Origin of the sequence: Thiocapsa roseopersicina (assembly GCF_900106925.1) — a bacterium.
Lineage (GTDB): Bacteria > Pseudomonadota > Gammaproteobacteria > Chromatiales > Chromatiaceae > Thiocapsa > Thiocapsa roseopersicina.
The window spans coordinates 34168-52981 of the sequence record NZ_FNNZ01000026.1 but is presented as its reverse complement, the minus strand read 5'-3'; the positions used below and the strand labels follow the sequence as shown (position 1 = coordinate 52981).

The following is an 18814-nucleotide window of genomic DNA, read 5'->3' as shown; positions in this document are numbered from 1 at the left end:
CGATTTGGCTCGGCCTGCAACGCGTCACGGACTTCGCCGCGGGGCTCAGATATGCTCGACAGGCTCATGATTCATGAGATGTGTGTAATGGGATGCCCTATGACCTACCGATCCGTTCATCATCGATCCCCCGTATCCGCCGTGATCCGCGTCGATCATTTGCCGAAACCCATCTCCGAGAATGCCTTGAAGAGCCCGATCATCGCGGGCCCCAGGACCACCAACATGAAGCTCGGCAAGATGCAGGTGACCAGAGGTAAGAGCATGAGTGTACTGACCTTCGCGGCTTTCTCCTGGGCACGTTGCAGACGCTTGTCACGGAGCTCCGCGGAGTAGATCCGCAGAGTGTCCCCGATACTGGTCCCGAAGCGCATCGCCTGGGTGAGTGTTGCCACCAGTGCCTGAATGTCGTCCAGGCCGGTTCGCTCCTCCATGCCTTTCAGTGCGCTTCGGCTATCGATCCCGGCCCGCATCTGCATGGTGACGAGCTGAAGCTCATCCGCCAGATCCGGATGCGTGATACCGATCTCCTTGGCGACCCGCTGGATGCCTGCATTCAGTCCGAGACCCGCCTCGGAGCAGACCACCAAAAGGTCCAAGGCGTCCGGTAGACCGTGTTTGAGCCTGTTTTGCCGGCGTTTCACCAATCGCTTAAGCACGATGTCCGGCAGGAGGAAGCCGAGCATGAGCGCCACAAGGGTCAAGGGTACGGTGTCCGCAACCGGCATAGCCTTGATTACGGCGAGGGTTCCGAGCGTCAAGAGCGGTAAAAGAAGGGTGGCCAGAAGCTTGATGCCGTAAAAGATCTGGGCATCGCCTTCGCCGCCGAATCCGGCATGCTGGAGCATGGTTGCGACGCGAACACGGCGTGCGACGGCCTTCGGTGTGAGGACGGTTCCGAGGGTCTTGAGGAAACTGTTTGACGGCTTCTTGGTTTGCTGGGGCAGATCCGTGACCTGAACCGATTGAATCCGCTTCTTGAGCGGATCGAAGAATCCGCCCAACAGGAAATAGGCCGCCAGGACCAGGGTGAAGACGGCCGCCCCCGACAGGCTCGCGACCAAGGTGCGGAACTTCTCCGGGTCGCCCGTGGCGTCTCCCATCCAACTGCCGATTGCGATTACCCAGTCCATTGCTCACTCCTCACACATCGATCCGCACAATCCACCGCAACCAGAGAATACCCACCACGAGAAACCCGAACGCGGCCATGACGATGGTGCGTCCGCCCGGATCCTTGGTGAGCATCGGCAGGTACTCGGGGTTAATCGCCGAGATTGCACCGGCCATGAGGAAGGGCAACGAGATCAGGATCCAAGCGGACAGGCGGCCCTCCGCACTCAGGGTGCGCACGGTGCGTTGAAAGCGGAAACGCTCGCGCACGACCGCCGCAAGCTTGTCCATCACCTCGGCCAGATTTCCCCCGGTTTCGCGTTGGATCAGGACCGAGGTCACCATGGCCATCACCGCCACACTCGGCACCCGCTCCAGCATGCCGAGCAAGGCCCCCCGCAGGTCTCCGCCGTAGTTGACCTCGGTGAAGACGATGCCGAACTCCTTCCCCACCGGCTCAGGCATCTCTTGGGACACCAGCTTCAACGCCTCGCCGAACGGCAAGCCCGCACGGAGTGATCGGGCCGCGACGGTCAGGGCGTCCGGAAGTTGTTCTTCGAATCTGGCGATCCGCTTCGCCCGCTTGGTCTTGAGCTGCAGGATGGGCAAGGCCGTCCCGATGAAGCCGACCAAGAGGGCACCGAGTCCCCAGCCGAACATGGTGCCCGCAGTCATGCCCGCAGCGACGCCCATGGCGACGCACAGGATGAGGACCCGATGCGGCGGCTTCTCGGATCCGGCCTGCTCGATGAGTGCCTGAAGCCCATCCATCCCGGGCAATTTCATCAATGCGCGCGCAAAGGGCGAGAGGTCACGGAGATAGCGGTCGCGTACGAGCAAAACCTGCTCTGCACCCGTCGAATCATCCGAAAGATCGCGAATACGCTCGCGCAGGCGCCGCCTGGCCTCGCGTCCCGTGCCCATCAGCGGACGGACGAACGCCTGGCTCATCAGGAAGCCGACGATGAAGACCATGACGATGAACAGTGTTTCGTCCGACATGGTTAGTGTCCCTGTCCCATCAGGGTTGTCCCGGCTGGAAGACGCCGATGTCGAGATCCAGGCCGCGCTTGCGGATCTGCTCGTAGAACTTCGGGACTAGGCCGGTCGCAGTGAACTGTCCGACGACCTTCCCGTCACGGTCGATGCCCTCGCGCTCGAAGCGAAAGATCTCGGACATGGTGATGATCTCGCCCTCGACGCCGTTGATCTCCTGGATGCTCACGACCCGGCGGTGACCGTCTTCGTGGCGCTCGAGCTGGATGACCAAGTCGAGCGCGGAGGCGATCTGGGCGCGCAACGGCCGGCTCGGGAGGTTGACGCCCGACATGGCGACCATGCTCTCGATGCGTGTCAAGGCATCGCGGGGTGCGTTTGCATGGATGGTGGTCAGCGAGCCGTCGTGCCCGGTGTTCATGGCCTGGAGCATGTCCAGCGCCTCGGCCCCGCGGACCTCGCCGACCACGATGCGGTCCGGGCGCATACGCAGGCTGTTGCGCACGAGGTCGCGTTGGGCGACCTCGCCTCGGCCCTCGATGTTGGGCGGGCGGGTCTCGAGCCGCACGACATGGGGCTGCTGAAGCTGCAGCTCGGCGGAGTCCTCGATGGTGACGACACGCTCGTCCGGGGGAATGAAACCGGAGAGAACGTTGAGCAGCGTGGTCTTGCCGGTGCCGGTGCCGCCGGAGATCAGGATGTTGAGTCGACCTCGGACCGCCGCCTGAAGCACGCGACCGACCGTCGGGGTTAGCTCGCCGAGCTCGACGAGCCGTTCCATCGTGAGCCGATCGACCGAGAAACGTCGAATCGACATCACGGCGCCGTTGAGTGCCAGCGGCGGGATGATGGCATTCACGCGGGAGCCGTCCGGCAGCCGAGCGTCGACCATGGGCGAGGACTCGTCGATCCGGCGCCCGACCCGCGAGACGATACGGTCGATGATGGTCATGAGATGACGGTCGTTGTCGAAGCGCGCACTCGACAATTCCAGCCGACCGTTGCGCTCGATATAGATCTGGCTCGGCCCGTTGACCAGGATGTCCGAGATCGCGGGATCGGCCAGCAGACCCTCCAGCGGACCCAGACCCAGGATCTCGTTCTGGATCTCCTTGATGATCCGCTGCCGGGTCTGGGTATTGAAAGGCAGCGACTGCTGATTCATGAGGCGCTCGCACGCCTCTTGGATCTGGGTGCGTGCCTGGGCGTCCTCGAGGTTCGCGAGGAGCGACAGATCCATCATCTTGACGACATTCTGCAGAAGATCGTATTTCGTCTCCTGCTCGGACTTCGAAAGTCCCTCGCCGAGCCGACCGCTCAGACCGCGCCGGCGCAACGCGAATTCGTCGTCGGTGAGGCCGGGCGGTGTGCCGAGATTGCCGGAGCGATTGCCGAACATGTCCATATCTCAAGACCTCAGCGACGGATGCGTGATACCCAGGGCCAGATCGCGAGCGAGGAGGTCGATGCCTCCTCCGGCCCGGCGTGAAGGCTTGCGATCAGCTCCAGGATGCGACGGCTCAGCGGTGCACGCGGCTCCATTTCGAACAGCGGCACGCCCAAGTTGATGCTCTTGGAGACGTTGCGGTAATCGTTCGGGAGGGTCTCCAGACGCAGTCCGGGCAGTGACTCCTGCACATCGGAGAGCGTGACCTCGCCGTGCTTGCTGAACCGATTGACGACCACCACGACGCGATCGGGGCTGATGCCGAGCTGTTCCGTGATGAGCGAGGCCAGCCTCTTGGCGTCGTGCAGATGGGCGACCGTCTGCTGAGTGACCAGCATGATGATGTCGGATCGGTCCAGGATGGCCGCGGTGGCGCGATCAATCCGCCGGGGAAGATCCACGACGAGCTGCTCGTAGGCCTCGTCGAGGATGGCGAAGAGCTTCGCGATCCGATCTTCGTGCACGTCCTCGGGCAACACCATGCCCTCGGAGGCGGCGGCGAGCAATGCAAGACCGCTAGGGTGAAGCTGCAGATAGCCTTGAAGTGCCGTGACGTCGAGCGTGTCGACCAGCTCCAAGGCCCGGATCAGTCCATTGCGCGAGCGCAGGTTGAAGTAGGTCGGAAGGCTGCCGAACTGGAGCTCGAAATCCATGAGAACGGTGCGTCGTTCATGCGCCTTGACGAGGACATGCGCAAAGTTGGCCGCCAGGAAGCTGGCGCCGCTGCCGCCCTTCGCGTTGATGCAGGTGGTGACCTCGGCGGAGAGACCGCCGCGACGCTCATGCTCCTCTTTGCCGATTCGATCGAGGGCCGGGATGAGATCGCTTGAGCCGACGGGTAAGGAGAAGTAATCCCGTGCGCCGACCCGCATGATGGCGCGCATGAGCTCCATATCGTCCGCCGGACCGACCACCAAGAGCGGCTTGACCGCAGGTCCCTCCTTCGCGAAACAGATCTGGAGCGTGCGGCGCCAGTTTCCGGTCAACACCAGGACGATGACATCGCATGGGTCCTGCAGCTCCGAGAGCACCGGATCGGCACCCATGCCGATGACCCGTTTGGCGACGAGCATCTGACGGTGCTCGGCAAGCAAGGCCTCGACCTCCGAGAAGGGAGGACTCGGCTCGCCGACTAGAACGACTCTGAGTGGATGACGCATCGCTTTTGCTTACGGCTCGATGTGTGGCTGCGGGCTGTCATATCTCCGGGGAGGTGTCATGCCGTCATGGCCCTATCCCGAGGGGGATGCCGATGAGTTCCCGGTCAAGGGTCTCCTGTGGCTCCGCCACCTGCTCGCGATAAACGCGCAGCGTCGCGGTCGCCTTTTCGCCGTCCAAGCCGGTGCCGCCCGACCAGGGATCGGCGGTCTGAAGGGCAATCATATGGCGGACCGACTGACCGAAGTCCGGGTCCTGTGTGATATCGGGCTCTGTGGCGCAGCCGAGCATCAGGAGGCTGGCCATGAGCGCTAGGAGTCCAAAGGTCCGAACGGGGATATCGGCTTTCATGTCCTTGCCTCGTGTCGCGCGAAAGGTGTCGGAGTCAGAGATCATGACCGAAGTGGCCCTCGCTGCCGGTCTTGTCCGGGCCCATCCCGGTCTCGGTGCCGAACCCGGAGCGCTGCTCGGGGGGCCTGGCCTTGAGCCTGCCCATGAGATAGAACTCCAGGTCGCTCGGCTCGACGAAGCTGTCGGTCGGGAGCTTGACCTGGGTTGGGTCGAACGAGCGGGCAAGGCGAGGTGTCACGAAGATGACCAGCTCAGTCTGGCCCTTCACGAACTCCTGGCTCCGAAAGAGCATGCCGATGACCGGCAGCTCGCCGAGCCCCGGAAATTTATCGACGTTCTCGCGAAGGGTTTCGTTGATTAGCCCGGCGATCGCGATCGTCTCTCCGCTCTTTACCTCGACCGTCGAGTTGGCGGTGCGCTTGATTAAACCAGGGATGTAGAAGATCTGGTCGGACGTGCCCGCAGCCAGCTCTATTGCGTTCTCCCGTGTCACATCCGAGACTAGGACGTTGAGTGTCATGCTGATCACGCCCGAATCGAGGACGACCGGCACGAACTCCACGCCGACACCGAACTCCTTGTATTCTATTGTTGTCGTGTTCCCATATTGCGCGACTGGGATCGGAAACTCACCTCCTGCCAAGAAGCGGGCCTGCTGTCCACTGAGTGTCGTCAGGTTGGGCTCGGCCAGGATCTTCGCCAGTCCCTGATCCTTCGCGGCATCGATGAAGAGGTTAAAGAGGAAGTTTCCACTGAGTGAGCTCAGAAATAGACCCTGGTCCTGTATAACGGAGGGTCCTACCAGCGTGTCCGGGAAGGCGAGCGGGAAGGCGGAGTTGGCAGCGACGCCAGGCAAGAAACCCGCCCCGCCTGTTCCGACCTTCCCAATCCGAACACTCCCGCCGTCGTAGAGGCTGCTGAACTGAAGATCCAGCCGTTTGGTCAGCGTGCGCGTGATCTCTGCCACTTTGACCTCCAGCATCACCTGCTGCGAGCCGCCGACCTGGAGCATATTCAGCACGGTTGGTTTGTCGGCGCCGCCTGTTGCCTGCGCAAAACTCTCGGCGAGACGCACGGCGGCCTCGGCATTGCTCGGGCTGGAGACCTGCCCGCTCACGACAATCGATCCCTGCGAGGAGCGCACCTGAACCCGCTCGCCTGGCAGGAGTTGATGGAGCTTGGTCTTCAAGAGGTCCAGATCATGGGTGACCTCAAGACGGAGCATCCCCCGGACACGATCGTTGTCGTCCCAAAGGACCAGATTGGTCGTGCCGAGCTGCTTTCCGACCACATAGACCTGACGCGGGTCGAGCACCACGATGTCGACGATCTCGGGGTTCGCGACCGAGACCCGGGTGGCCGGCGTTTTGAGCATGATGACGCGCGATTGATTCAGCGCCACCTCCAGATGCTCGCGGTTCTCGAAAACGCTGAGGGTGCCGCCGGCATCCGCCGCATGGGCCTTGTCGAGGTACGGAACCCCGCCCGCCAAGACTAGGCCGACGAGTATCAGGATCGTGAACCCTCTTGCCTTCACCGAGCTGAATCGACCCTGAGGAGGCCGACGCTTCCGCCCGGGGTCATCACACCCCCGATCTCTTCTGTCCCGACCACGCATCCCAAAGTCTCCCGGTCCTGAACACATGCGGATGCCATCCGCCCCAAATCCCGAAACCAAACCCCTTTGGCTTGTCGGTCGGATCAAGCAGGGTCGACCCGCCGTCGGTCTACGACGAGGCGCCGACCGGATCCGACTATTGCGCCTTATCGAACGTCAATGAGCTCAAATCCGTCCCGCGGATCAGATCCACCGTCAAAGTCCGGGGAACCGTCGCGAGCATTGCCGTGGCGGCCGGATCCGTATCTGCCCCCTCGTTCCCGAGATCGGCGACGGCCACTTGATCAGCGCCCTCGAGGGGATTGCGCAAGACCAACTGCACCTTCCCCTCCTGGGTCCATTGAACGATCTCTTCGGCTTGGTGGGGTGTCGCCTCCAGAGTGACCGCTCGCACGACGACAGGCGCATCCTTGTCCGTGGCGGTGCTCTGATCGACGGCGAGAACCCTGAGATTCTCGATAAGTGTCTTCGCCGCCGAGCCCTCGCTCGCACGCCCGCGACGCGTCGCGATGACGTCGACACGGTTGCCGGGGAGCAGAAACCCCGCGACGCCGACGACGTCGTCGACCCTCACCGTGATGGCGCGCATTCCGGGCTCTACGACTGCAGCCAAGGCGCTACCGCCGAGCGTTTCTACGACCCGACCGGCGATCAAGATCTCGCCTTGGTAGATCGGCTGAACCGCGATCAGGCCCAGGGTCTCGTTGACGTCCGTGAAGGCGCCTTCGGGTACCGATTCCGGTGGCAGCTCGATCATCTTGAGGTGGGTCGCATCGATCTTGGTGCCGAAAGGGATCTGGGCCGCGGCCGCCACCACGCGGCTCAGCTCGGCGTCGTCGGCAGCAGCCGCGAGCTGATCCGCCATCCATCGATTTGCCCAGACCGCCGCGGCGCCGGCGAGTGCGAGCGACACCAGCAACATCAAGACGCCTCTAAATCTCATGGCTTCGCTCCATTACTGCGCCCGCGTTTGATCGACATCCGATACGAAATAACTGTCCCACGCCCACAGCAATGCTGTCTCGCCCATTGGCTCGCCGGTATAGGTCACGTAGTCCATCGCCAATCCAAGCAGGTCACGCGGGTGGCAGGCCAGCAACGGGACGCCTCGCGGACCATGAAGCCCCTCGACGAGGTAGCTCACCAACCCTGGATTGTAAATGATCCCGCGCTTCTCGCACTCCTGTTCGAAAATGGCTGCATAGTCTTCAGGAGACGATGGGGTGAAATGGACCTTGTAGCCGATGCGGCGCAGAAATGCCTGGTCGGCAAGCTCCAGCGGATTGAAGTTGGTTGCGAAGATCAAAACGAGATCGAACGGCACCGTGAAGTGCTGACCGGTCTTCACCGAGAGATGGTCCTGGTTTTCCTCGAGCGGAATGATCCAGCGGTTGAAGAGTGAAACCGCCGGCAGCCGCTGACGACCCAGGTCATCGATCAGCAGCAGGCCGTTGTTGGCGCGCAACTGCAACGGCGCTTGGTAGAGGCGGGTCGCCGGGTCGAAGGCGAGGTCGAGCCTGTCGAGGGTCAACTCGCCCCCGGCCACGATCACCGGGCGCTCGCAAAGCACATAACGGGGGTCGAAACCTTCACTCAGCATCAGGGACTGGGCCACTACACCCTCATCAACCGGTCGATGCACGCCGGGGTCATAGCAGCGTACGACACTGTCGCCGAAGAGGATGGCGTAGGGTACCAGCACGGGCGGCCCGAGCAGGCGACTCAGCCGGCGGGCGATATAGCTCTTGCCCGTTCCAGGCTCGCCGTGGATAAAGACCGGGCGCCCCGAGTTGACCGCCGGACCGAGCCGGTCGAGCACCTCCGGACGAATAACGGTGTCGGCGAAGGCGGAGTGGACTTGCGCCCGGGTCAGTGGATAAAGACGAACGGATTGGGCGTTTACGACACGGCGATACTCTGGAAGTGTGACAGGTGCCGGTCCGACATAGCCATCTCGCGCCGAGGCGCTCGCTGCCGCGATGCGGCCGCGGTCGGTCAGCCCAAATCGAACAAAGGGACTGCCGCCTTGTGCGCCCAAGACTTCGACGCGACCATCGGCACGGAGAAAACCGAGTATCTCCTCGACCAAGGACCCTAAAAGCGCTAGACGCTGTGCCAATACGGCAAGATCCAGCACCCCCGCCTCGGCAAGATGTTTGCACACGAGATCGGGCAAAAAGTTCTCGGGTAGCCCGGTCGCCTTCAGTGATCCGGGGCGGGGAGCCAGAGTCGTTGTATTCGCACTGTAGTTGTCCATTCTCTTGGTCCGTGACATCGGGCACCCATCGAGCGGATGCCACTGTCTGCCTAGATAGCCAGCGTCCTTAAGTCTTTGCCCGTGAAACCCTCTTCGTCGAGACCTCGCCGCAATAACGCACTACGGTAACGAATCTACGCCGGCCATAAGGCTGCAAATGTGGTCCCGATCGCAATCGGCACACCGAAAGCGAACCTTTGGCCCATAATCTCATCCGCAGCAGGCGGAACGTAACTCACGCGGCCTGTCGTGAACAGGTAACGCAGCATTTGGCCGTAGCGTTCGAATGGACTGCGTGCACCCTTGAGGCGCCAGGCCATGAGCGCGTAACCGATTCCGATCAAGGCGCCGGTCAGAATAGCGGCGACAAACGCCAAGAGGACGCCTTTGGGCCCGAGCAAGGCGCCGACGGCGGCGGTGAGTTTAACGTCTCCCGCGCCGGTCGAGCGTAAGAGGTATCCGGGAAGCAGCAGGACGGTTCCCAGTCCCAACCCTGCAAGACTCTGCATGAGCCCTTCGGCCCCGCCGAGCTCAAGGGCCGTCAGCAGACCAAGGCCGATGCCTGCAAGCGAAATCGGGTTGGGAATCCGTCGGGTACGCAGATCCACCCAGGCCGCTGCCCAGACAATGAACAGTGCGATGTAAGCGGCTACAATTGAGGGCGTTCCAGCCAAGGTCTTGTCCGAATCCAACCGGTGATCAAAGTGTCGTGTAGCTAGCGGGCTGTCACTGGCCCAGCGAGCCAGGTGGCGCCGCGCCACGTTAATCCAAGACTGCGACGACGGCCTCGATGATTGCCATCAGCATGGTTCCGAGAATATCCTGGAATTCACTCCATGCGCCGATCGCGATGAGGAGGACAAGCGCAACCAAGAGCGGCCATTCAACCGATTCGCCTCCGCTATCGTTGGACCGAAATCGATTCCACCACCCATGTGTATTCGCCGGGGGCGTGGAACCCGAGACGTCACGTTCGGGCATGATTCGACTCCATTCCATCTGATGTCGCTCACCGGAATCCTAGCAGTTGAGCCAACGAACGTTCTTTCGGGCATGAAGATAAGGCACGGGCATCCGATTGTAATGCCCGCGCCTCTCGGTCGGGGTAGTCGTGCGTACGGCGACGTAACCGACCCAGTTTCGACACCGAAATCAGACTGCGCCTTAGCCTGCAACTGCGCCGTTGAGTTCGGCTACGATCGCTGTTAAGACCGCGACGATTGCATCGCCCAACGCTGCCCATGCTGCGATCAGTCCGATCACGACAAGCGCAACAACCAGCGGCCATTCGACAGCCTCGCCACCTTCCTCATCCATCCAGAACTTCTTCAGAATTGCGATCATGAGAGTCATCCTCAATTGCAGTTGATGTCAGCACCTAGCGTCCTGCGCCCGGACCCCTTTCTTTCTTTGGGTGCGAGCCATCGGATCCGGTCGCCTTGCGAGATCTCCGGCCCTCTATGTTCTGCGGCCGTTCATTCTCGTTGGATTAAGGATAGTGGTATACATCGCATCGAAACAATATGCCAGGGGTTAGATTCTGTTATGCCGAGCGATATATATCGAGCCGATGCGGTCGATGGCCGGAATTGGCGCAGCCTTGCACCTGGCCGGGTAAGTGGGATGGATTAGTACGCAATATGCCCCTCTTAATCCGATGGAGAAATACCAAGAACTACGTATGATTGTCGGTGGTAATGGGTAATCCGGTCATCTCTGCAGGCGGTCGGGCCATCGATTCGTGATCGGGCAGGGCGATCGCCGTTCGTCCGATTGGCAGCTATGCTTTGCGAGGGGCTGCGGAGTATTCTGGGATGCCTCGGTCATCGACCCGTCCACGTCACCGATTGGAGGGGTGGACAAGCGCAGCGCAGTCCACCAGGGCCAACGCCGACCTCGGTGGACTTCGCTCTCGCTCGTCCACCCCGGCCGGGCTGATGATCAGCGTCGTCTATGCCCCCGTCGTCGCAATACGCAAGGCATCCTGCGAATCGCGGCGGGGGCGAATCGATCGTATCGAACAGTGTTTAGGAGTCGCATGGACATGGGGGTTCACGGGGTCATGCATCGACGGATCCGTTTGATGTGTCTTCTGGTTTCGGTCTGGTTTCTCTCGATTCTGCCCGGCGGGGTACATGCGGCGGTTCCGCCGTTCGAGGCGCTCCTGCAATCGTCCGACGCCGACCTGCTCCTGGAATGGGGCAAGCAGCATCAATACGGCGTGCGGGTCCAGCAGAGCATCGATCGCGCAATCCAGCTCTACTGCGTGGCGGCGCGGCTCGGGCACACCGAGGCCCAGTTCCGGTTGGGCGAGATCTACAGCCGTCGACTCGCCGGCAAGCAGGACGAGGTTCTCGCTGCGTCTTGGCTGCTCAAGGCGTCGGCGGGCAACTCCAAGCCGGCGAAACAGATGTTGGCGCGCTGGGATCTCTCGACGGCGAGCTTCCCGACAGAGCCGGACTGTATTTTGCGCGAGCAGATGGTTGCCCGAACGCTACCGGCGGCGCGTCCGGCGGTGGCGAGCGCTCAACCCGCAGCGAAGCCGGTCAAGGCGACCAAGCCCGGCATCGTCGGCCGTCATCCGCGCCGCGCGGAGATCGCCGCGATGGTGGAGCAGTTGGCCCCGAGCTATCGGCTAGATCCGGAGCTGGTGCTCGCGGTCATTCAGGTCGAATCCAACTTCAATCCGAACGCGGTCTCGCCCAAACAGGCCCAGGGTTTGATGCAGCTGATCCCGGCGACGGCCAAGCGGTTCGGTGTTGTGGACCCCTACGATCCGCAACAGAATCTGCATGGAGGAATGGCCTATCTGCGCTGGCTGATCGACCACTTCGACGGCGATCTCAAGCTGGCCCTAGCCGGATACAACGCGGGTGAAGGGGCAGTGAAGCGCCACGGCGGCGTCCCGCCCTTTGCGGAGACGCAAGCCTATGTGAAGCGTGTCGCGCAGGTGCTCGGCGTCTCCGAGGACGGTCTTGGGGCGCATGGCGCGTCTCTCGGGATCTCCCGCGGCCGCTCGACCGGCACCGGTGTGAAAGGATCCGGCAAGGCGGACACCGACTGGGAGACCCGTTTCTTCGAGACGGGTGTCTCGGGTTAAACCGCGCACGATGCGGTATGTGATGTTTTTTGATTGGATCGGCCCCGGCAGATTCGACGATTGTCGAAGGTGGCGCGGTTTAAGGTATTAAAAAGAAAAAATTTTGGACCGCGTCTCCACCAAGGGTGGGGAAGTCCCCAGGGCCGAAAACAAGATGAAAATGACGCATGTTGCTCTGGACGCGGTTTAAGTGCGGCGGGGCCCGGCCGGTTGGCCCCGATGTGATCCGGGAGCGAGGGTGAGGTGACGGCGTTGCTGCGCAGCCGAAGGCCCGAGCGTTCGGTGCGCTCGGGGCGATTTGCGGGGCGTGTCGGGACTGTCGTTGGTCTGCTGCTCTCTCTGCCGTTGCTTGCGCTTCTGGCGCTCGTCGTCTTCTTGGCGGTCACCCTGCATGACCTGGAACGCAGCGACCTGCTGGCCGACATCCGGCTGCATGAGCCGCTGCGCATCTACTCCGCAGACGGGCTTCTGATGGGCGAATTCGGGATCGAGCGGCGCGAGTCCGTACCGATCGAGCGCATTCCGCTCCTGTTGATCGATGCCTTCCTGGCCGCCGAGGACAGCCGGTTCTTCGCTCACGAGGGGCTCGACGTCGCCGGGTTGGCGCGGGCCGTGCTCGCGTATCTGCGGACCGGCGAGCCCCGGCAAGGCGGCAGCACCATCAGCATGCAGGTGGCGCGCAACCTCTTTCTGACCTCCGAGAAGACCTTCGATCGCAAGTTTGCCGAGATCCTGCTCGCCTGGCATCTGGAGCGCACGCTCTCGAAGGACGAGATCCTGGCGCTCTATCTCAACAAGATCTTCTTCGGGCATCGTGCCTACGGCGTCGCCGCCGCGGGGGCGCTCTATTACGCCAAGACACTCGATGAGCTGACTTTGGCCGAAGCGGCGATGCTCGCGGGCATCCCCAAGGCGCCCTCGACCAACAATCCGGTCTCGGATCCGCAGCGGGCACGGATCAGGCGCGACTATGTGCTGGGTCGGATGCTGGAGCTGGGGCAGATCGACGCCGCGGCCTATCGCGAGGCGCACGATGCGCCGGACTCGGCTCGGCTCCATGGCCGCGAGCTCGAATTGGATGCGGGTTATGCGGCCGAGATGGCGCGACGCGAGATGGTCGGGCGTTACGGCGAGGAGGCGTATCGCGCCGGTTATCGGGTGACGACCAGCATCGGGTCCGAGGCGCAGCTTGCCGCGCAGGAGGCGGTTCGGCGAGCGCTGCTGGCCTATGACCAGCGCCATGGATACCGCGGGCCGGAGAGCCGCGTCGACCTGGCGAGACGGGGGGCGGCAGAGGGAGCGAAGGCGTTGTCGGATGCCGATCTCGATCGGGTCTTGGATGGCGCCGATCGCATGGCCGGGCTGACGGTGGGCATTGCGGTCGGCGTGCAGCGGGATCTTGCCGAGGTCTATATCGGTCGTGGGCAGCGGGTCACCCTGAGTCGGGACGCTGTGCGCTGGGCGCGGCCGTTGCGCGATGCGGATCGGCGAGGTCCGGTGCCGCGGGCGATGAGCGATGTCCTCTCGGTCGGCGATCTGGTCCGACTGACGCAGGACGCTCTGGGCCGCTGGACGCTGGCTCAGCGGCCTGCGGTCTCCGGCGCCTTGGTCTCGGTGTCGCCGCTCGACGGGGCGATTCTGGCCATCGTCGGCGGCTATGCGTTCGCGGAGAGCCAGTTCAACCGGGCCGTGGATGCACGTCGCCCGGCGGGATCGACATTCAAACCCTTCATCTATGCCGCCGCCTTGCATGCGGGCTGGACGCCGGCGAGCCTGGCCCGTGACGAGCCCGTCTCGCGAAGCGTGCGCGGATCGCAGGGCTGGCGCCCGCGCAACTTCGACGGCAAGAATCTGGGGCCGATCCGCCTGCGCCCGGCGTTGGTGCAGTCGCGCAACCTGGCGGCGATCGATCTGCTCGATCAGGTCGGCGTGGACGAGGCCATCCACTTTGTCGCGCGCTTCGGTCTCGACCCCGCAGCCATGCCGCGCGGTCTGTCGCTCGCGCTCGGGACCGCCGAGGTCTCGCCGCTGCAGATGGCCGGCGCCTATGCCGTGTTTGCGAACGGCGGCTACCGGATCGAGCCCTATCTGATCCGGCGCATCGAGAACGCCGAGGGTGATCCGGTCTTCGAAGCCGCTCCGCGGCGCGCCTGCGAGGAGTGCTGGTATCGCGGCGAGCCGGGGCGCTCTGGGGTGTCCGATACCGCGCCCGCCTCGGGCCGTGCCGCGGAGCGGGTGCTGCGCGCGCCGCACGCCTATCAGATGCATTCTATGTTGCAGGATGTGGTCCGTGTCGGTACGGGCGCGCGCGCTCGTGAGCTGGGCCGTGATGACATCGCCGGTAAGACGGGCACCACCGACCAAGTACGTGATTCCTGGTTCTGCGGCTATCAGAAGGACCTTGCAACCGTTGCCTGGATGGGTTTCGACGACTTCTCGCCCTTGGGCTCCGGGGAGACCGGCGGCCAGGCCGCCATCGGGATGTGGATGGATTTCATGGGGCAAGTCTTGGCAGGACGTCCTGAGGCGATCCCGGATGCGCCGTCGGGCATGGTGCAGGTAAGGGTCGATCGAGCCAGCGGCGCGCTCGCATCGTCGAGCGACAGCGACGTCGTGCTTGAGTGGCTGCATGAAGATCAAATCGGTCTTCTCCCCGAGCCCTCGCCTTGGGAGGGCATCGAGATCGACGGGGTCCAGCGGATTGGGGTACCTTCGGTGATCGAGCAAGTCTATTAGACGATCTCCGGGAATCAACACCCCGACTGCGCATGCCCGCAAGACCTTTAGCGGCTGTGGGGGCGGCTGTCGGGGCGACTTAAGTCGCCCCGACACGTCGGCTCAAGCAGGCCGGCCGATTAGGCCAACCCCTTGTCTCTGGCGAAATTGGTCAAGGCAACTCGGTTTCGGAGGCCAAGCTTGATGTAGATTCGGTGCAGGTGAACCTTGACCGTCCCCGGGGCAATATTGAGCTGCGCGGCGATCGCACAGGTGTCGAATCCGGCAGCCACCAGCCGCGTGAGCTCGACCTCTCGTGGGGTCAGGAGGGCGGCGACCTCCCGTTGCCGACGTTCGCGCCTGAGCATCATGTCGAAGGCGAGACCGAAGGATGTCTTCTCATGCCATTGCCCGCCGGCATGGACCTTCCGGAGGCATTGGACGAGCATCTCGGGCGGCATTTGTTTCAACACGACGCCTTGAACACCAAGGTGCATCACCCGGAGCAATTCGATCTCTGTCAGGGACCGGGTAAAGATGACCGTTTTCGTCGTGAGCGAGTCGCGTGCCAAAGCCTCGAGGACAGCCAACCCCGCATTGTCCGGGAGCGACGGATCGAGGATCAGAATGTCCGGTTGGTATCGCCGAACGGCTTCGAGACACTGAGCACCATCGGTGCAGGATGCCTGAATGCGAATGTCCGGCTCGTCGGCCAATAAGCGTTCGACGCCCAAGAGGAGGAAGGGCTGGTCGTCGAAGATGACGATTTGGATCCTGCCGGTTTCGGTCGTATTGGTCTGGTGCACGCCAGCATCGAGGGCCATCGGTACTTCCCTTGGTTCCTTGTGCTCGGGATAGAGCCGTCCTACGCGATCGGGTCGAGGCGGTAATCGCTGGTTTATGCTGCGCTCGACGCCCTGTCGTTGTTGATTCGATGTCTGCCGGGTGTTGACGTTATGCGGCCGATGAACACCCGATTAGCCTTTCGGGTAATGTAATATTATTTCATTCCTTCAAGTCCGATCCGAGTCATGTCGTTTCATGTTACCAAATAATAAAGATTAAAGTGGCAACGAAAACGATTTCAGTAGCGTCCGCCTGATTCGGAGCAAATTATCGTTGTGTTGATGATTGTACACGAATCGCTGTTGATGGGGCGTTGACTTACTGTTAAGCATTCTTGTATCAGCCTTTAGGCAGTTTTCGGGGAAAGCATTCCGACTGCGCATGCCATTCAGAACCTGTGGGGGCGACTTAAGTCGCCCCCACATATCGCCTTAGAGGAATGCGCGCGGCCGGCTCATACCAAGAGAAGAACACATAATGTTTCTTTTGCCGCAGCCCGATCGAGGTTGAAAGGTGCTTTTGGCGCGACGCTCGGCACCAGCAACGGCCCGAAGATCAATACATGTCCTGCGGATCCACATCCAGCGACCAGCGCAACCCCTTGCTTCTGGTTAAGGCGCGCAGGGCGGGGCTCCAGTCGGCGAGAAACCGCTGGAGCCTCGGGCGTTGTGACGATTGGATCAGAAGCTGCGCGCGGTAGCGCCCGCCGCGGCGTTCCATCGGGGCGGGGACTGGGCCGTAGCACTGCACTCCGGAGTCGGCGAGCCCTTCTGCGATCAGGCGGGCCTGATTCAGAAACGCCGTTCCCGTCTCGGCGGCCGGGGCCTCGGCGCGCAGCAGGGCGAGATGGCTGAACGGCGGCAGCTCGGCCTCGCGTCGCTCGGCGAGAGCGGTGGTCGCGAAGCCCGTGTAGCCGTCGCGCAGTAGGCTTTGGAGCAGCGGGTGCTCGGGGTGGCGGGTCTGGAGGACGACCCGTCCCGGGCGCTCGGCGCGTCCGGCCCGTCCGGTGACCTGCACGATCAGCTGCGCGGTGCGTTCCGGTGCGCGGAAGTCGCTTGCGTAGAGCGATTGGTCGAGATCCAGGATCCCGACCAGGGTCACGCCCGGGAAATCATGTCCTTTGGCCAGCATTTGAGTCCCGAGCAGGATCTGCACCTCGCCGCGACGGACCTCGTCGAGGAGGCGGGCCAGCTCGCCGCGGCGTCGGGTGGTATCCCGGTCGAGCCGGGCGATGCCGACGCCCGGAAACAGGGGGCGCAGCTCCTCGTCCAATCGCTCGGTACCGCGTCCGAGCATGCGCAGATCGGTCCCTTTGCAGTCCGGGCAGGCACTCGGCAACGGCCGAGTCCAGCCGCAGTGGTGACACCAGAGGCGTCGGCGGGCCAGGTGGAGCGTGAGCCGGGCGTCGCAATGCGGACAGTCGCCGACCCAACCGCAGGCGTGACAGGTGAGCACCGGGGCATAGCCGCGGCGGTTCAGGAAGAGCAGCACCTGGTTGCCGGCAGCGATTTCGGTACGCATCTCCTCGCGCAGGACCGCGGAGAGTCCGGCCTGGAGCGGCTGATTGCGGATGTCCAGCAGCGAGGTCCGCGGCGTGCAGGCCGCACCCGCGCGCTGCGGCAGACGCAACCAGCCGTAGCGCTCGGTCTGCGCATTGTTGAGCGTTTCGAGCGAGGGTGTCGCCGAGCCGAGGACGACCGGGCAACCGACCAGCTGGGCGCGTCGCACGGCGACATCGCGAGCCGAGTAGCGGAACCCCTCCTGCTGTTTGAGCGAGGCGTCATGCTCCTCGTCGATCAAGATCAGCCCGAGCCGAGGCAGGGGCACGAACACCGCCGAGCGCGTTCCGAGCACGACGTCTGCACGCCCGGAGGCGGCGCGGTGCCAGGCCCGCTCGCGGTCTCCTGCAGCCAGCCCGGAATGCAGCACGGCGGGTGGGTCGGGCAGACGCGAGGCCAAGCGTTCGCGCAACTGCGGGGTCAGGCCGATCTCGGGAACGATCAGAAGGGTTTGGGCGCCGCGGGCGGCGGCGGCCTCGATCAGACGGATATAGACCTCGGTCTTGCCGCTGCCGGTCACGCCGTCGAGCAGGAAGGGGCTGAACCCGCCGAGCCCGGCCGCGACCCGACGAACCGCTTCGACCTGATCGGCATTGAGCTCCGGTCCGGGGGCGGACTCAGGGCGGGGCGCGTGCGTGACGGGCCCCGTCGGCACGAGGCGGCAGATCTCCAGCAGGCCGCGTGCACGCAGGCTGCGCAGCGTCGTGGCGCAGGGACCCAAGCGTGCGTTCAGATCGGCCACCGCGATCCCCTCGGGCGCGGATCTGACCAGGGCGAGAAGCTCGCGCTGCTTCGGCGCTCGCCGCAGCGTCTCGAGGTCCAGGGTCAGGCCGGCGGATGTCGCCGAGACGCCCGGGATCTGCTCGTCGGTGATGGGTTTGGCCTGACGCAGACGGGCGGGGAGTGCACTGAAGAGGGCCTCGCCGATCGGTTGCCGATAGTAGTCCGCTGCCCAGAGGATCAGGGTCAGATCGGACGGGCCCAAGACGGGGCGCGGGTCGAGGAGCCGTTCGATCGGCTTCAGGCGCGCGGGAACCTGGTCGGAGGTGTCGCGCAGCTCGAGCAAAATGCCAACGCGCCGACCTTGCCCGAAGGGCACCAGCACACGCTGGCCGGGCAACAGCGACGGCGTTGCCGAGCAGCCGTCCGATGCCGGAGCCGGCGGCAGATAATCGAAGGCGTCCATCAGCGGTGCGGCGACGGCGACACGCAGGATCGAGCCGGGCTTTCGGTGTGGGTCGGGCGACACGTTGGTTGAGCGCTTTCTCTGAGGGCGGGCTCCGAGGGCGGGCTCCGAGGACGGGCTCCGAGGACGGGCTCCGAGGACGGGCTCCGAGGACGGGCTCCGAGGACGGGCGGGAGTCGCGGATTAGACGCGTGACGTCCGCGCTTTGCTAGGAAACACCGGCAATCACTTGTCGCAGAACATGAAACCCAAGCAACTCACAATTCCTGTGGATAAGTCTGGGGATGACTGGTGTAAAGCGGATGCGAGCAGGCGCCGTTGTTACGGTTTTGTTGGTTTGGAAACTTTTTGGCCAACTTGAAAACATATTTTTAATCAATTGGTTGAATATTGCGTGGGCAGCGCCGTCGAGTCGCCGGAAGCCTGCGCCGTAGACCTTCTCGGCGTTTCGGGGCGGCTGTGAATGAT

Annotated in this window: 15 protein-coding genes; 2 read left to right on the top strand and 13 right to left on the bottom strand. The window is 63.3% G+C overall.

All coding sequences use genetic code 11. The features are described 5' to 3' along the window. Nucleotides 1-155: 155 nt before the first annotated feature. The 11 genes from BLV04_RS20405 to BLV04_RS20360 all read right to left on the bottom strand — a co-directional run bounded on the left by BLV04_RS20405 (nt 156) and on the right by BLV04_RS20360 (nt 10284). A complete protein-coding gene (locus tag BLV04_RS20405) occupies nt 156-1133 on the bottom strand; it encodes a type II secretion system F family protein (protein WP_093036813.1) in 978 nt (325 codons plus the stop codon). A gap of 10 nt (nt 1134-1143) precedes the next feature. After that, complete coding sequence (locus BLV04_RS20400) at nt 1144-2115, bottom strand: type II secretion system F family protein (protein WP_093036810.1); 972 nt, start codon at nt 2113-2115, stop codon at nt 1144-1146. A 19-nt stretch (nt 2116-2134) separates the two neighbouring features. Next, nucleotides 2135-3508, bottom strand: a complete 1374-nt coding sequence (locus tag BLV04_RS25945; RefSeq protein ID WP_175534723.1) for a TadA family conjugal transfer-associated ATPase — start codon at nt 3506-3508, stop codon at nt 2135-2137. Between the two features lie 17 nt (nt 3509-3525). Beyond that, nucleotides 3526-4716 (bottom strand): CpaE/TadZ family protein, encoded by a 1191-nt coding sequence (locus tag BLV04_RS20390; protein ID WP_093036804.1) that lies wholly within the window; start codon nt 4714-4716, stop codon nt 3526-3528. A gap of 64 nt (nt 4717-4780) precedes the next feature. Beyond that, a complete protein-coding gene (locus tag BLV04_RS20385) occupies nt 4781-5065 on the bottom strand; it encodes a hypothetical protein (RefSeq protein WP_139191983.1) in 285 nt (94 codons plus the stop codon). A 34-nt stretch (nt 5066-5099) separates the two neighbouring features. Next, nucleotides 5100-6602 carry a type II and III secretion system protein family protein gene (locus BLV04_RS20380; protein ID WP_175534722.1) on the bottom strand — a complete coding sequence of 501 codons (1503 nt, stop codon included), beginning with the start codon at nt 6600-6602 and terminating at the stop codon, nt 5100-5102. A gap of 217 nt (nt 6603-6819) precedes the next feature. Then, entirely contained in the window at nt 6820-7626 is an 807-nt protein-coding gene (cpaB, locus tag BLV04_RS20375) for a Flp pilus assembly protein CpaB (RefSeq protein WP_245731973.1), read from the bottom strand. A gap of 12 nt (nt 7627-7638) precedes the next feature. Further along, nucleotides 7639-8940, bottom strand: coding sequence for a DUF8689 domain-containing protein (locus BLV04_RS20370; protein WP_217633752.1), 1302 nt, complete (start codon nt 8938-8940; stop codon nt 7639-7641). Nucleotides 8941-9074: 134 nt separating this feature from the next. Then, on the bottom strand, nt 9075-9614 hold the full coding sequence (locus BLV04_RS20365; RefSeq protein WP_093036843.1) for an A24 family peptidase: 540 nt from the start codon (nt 9612-9614) through the stop codon (nt 9075-9077). Between the two features lie 88 nt (nt 9615-9702). After that, nucleotides 9703-9921, bottom strand: coding sequence for a hypothetical protein (locus tag BLV04_RS24550; protein WP_139191982.1), 219 nt, complete (start codon nt 9919-9921; stop codon nt 9703-9705). A 183-nt stretch (nt 9922-10104) separates the two neighbouring features. Further along, nucleotides 10105-10284 carry a Flp family type IVb pilin gene (locus BLV04_RS20360; protein ID WP_093036788.1) on the bottom strand — a complete coding sequence of 60 codons (180 nt, stop codon included), beginning with the start codon at nt 10282-10284 and terminating at the stop codon, nt 10105-10107. Between the two features lie 739 nt (nt 10285-11023). On the opposite strand from BLV04_RS20360, the gene BLV04_RS20355 reads away from it, so the two are divergent. Together BLV04_RS20355 and BLV04_RS20350 are read left to right on the top strand one after the other, a co-directional pair. Beyond that, complete coding sequence (locus BLV04_RS20355; RefSeq protein ID WP_245731972.1) at nt 11024-12040, top strand: transglycosylase SLT domain-containing protein; 1017 nt, start codon at nt 11024-11026, stop codon at nt 12038-12040. Nucleotides 12041-12283: 243 nt separating this feature from the next. Beyond that, nucleotides 12284-14776 (top strand): penicillin-binding protein 1A, encoded by a 2493-nt coding sequence (locus BLV04_RS20350; RefSeq protein WP_093036785.1) that lies wholly within the window; start codon nt 12284-12286, stop codon nt 14774-14776. A 119-nt stretch (nt 14777-14895) separates the two neighbouring features. On the opposite strand, the gene BLV04_RS20345 is transcribed toward BLV04_RS20350, so the two are convergent. Both BLV04_RS20345 and BLV04_RS20340 read right to left on the bottom strand, forming a co-directional pair. After that, entirely contained in the window at nt 14896-15579 is a 684-nt protein-coding gene (locus tag BLV04_RS20345) for a response regulator (RefSeq protein ID WP_093036782.1), read from the bottom strand. Nucleotides 15580-16156: 577 nt separating this feature from the next. Further along, nucleotides 16157-18409, bottom strand: coding sequence for a primosomal protein N' (locus BLV04_RS20340; protein WP_281241876.1), 2253 nt, complete (start codon nt 18407-18409; stop codon nt 16157-16159). Nucleotides 18410-18814: the final 405 nt, after the last annotated feature.

Excerpts from the sequence above, each read along its gene's own strand:
- BLV04_RS20405 (WP_093036813.1), bottom strand. The coding sequence starts at position 1,133 with ATGGACTGGGTAATCGCAATCGGCAGTTGGATGGGAGACGCCACGGGC.
- BLV04_RS20400 (WP_093036810.1), bottom strand. The coding sequence starts at position 2,115 with ATGTCGGACGAAACACTGTTCATCGTCATGGTCTTCATCGTCGGCTTC.
- BLV04_RS25945 (WP_175534723.1), bottom strand. The coding sequence starts at position 3,508 with ATGTTCGGCAATCGCTCCGGCAATCTCGGCACACCGCCCGGCCTCACC.
- BLV04_RS20390 (WP_093036804.1), bottom strand. The coding sequence starts at position 4,716 with ATGCGTCATCCACTCAGAGTCGTTCTAGTCGGCGAGCCGAGTCCTCCC.
- BLV04_RS20385 (WP_139191983.1), bottom strand. The coding sequence starts at position 5,065 with ATGAAAGCCGATATCCCCGTTCGGACCTTTGGACTCCTAGCGCTCATG.
- cpaB (WP_245731973.1), bottom strand. The coding sequence starts at position 7,626 with ATGAGATTTAGAGGCGTCTTGATGTTGCTGGTGTCGCTCGCACTCGCC.
- BLV04_RS20370 (WP_217633752.1), bottom strand. The coding sequence starts at position 8,940 with ATGGACAACTACAGTGCGAATACAACGACTCTGGCTCCCCGCCCCGGA.
- BLV04_RS24550 (WP_139191982.1), bottom strand. The coding sequence starts at position 9,921 with ATGCCCGAACGTGACGTCTCGGGTTCCACGCCCCCGGCGAATACACAT.
- BLV04_RS20360 (WP_093036788.1), bottom strand. The coding sequence starts at position 10,284 with ATGATCGCAATTCTGAAGAAGTTCTGGATGGATGAGGAAGGTGGCGAG.
- BLV04_RS20355 (WP_245731972.1), top strand. The coding sequence starts at position 11,024 with ATGTGTCTTCTGGTTTCGGTCTGGTTTCTCTCGATTCTGCCCGGCGGG.
- BLV04_RS20345 (WP_093036782.1), bottom strand. The coding sequence starts at position 15,579 with ATGGCCCTCGATGCTGGCGTGCACCAGACCAATACGACCGAAACCGGC.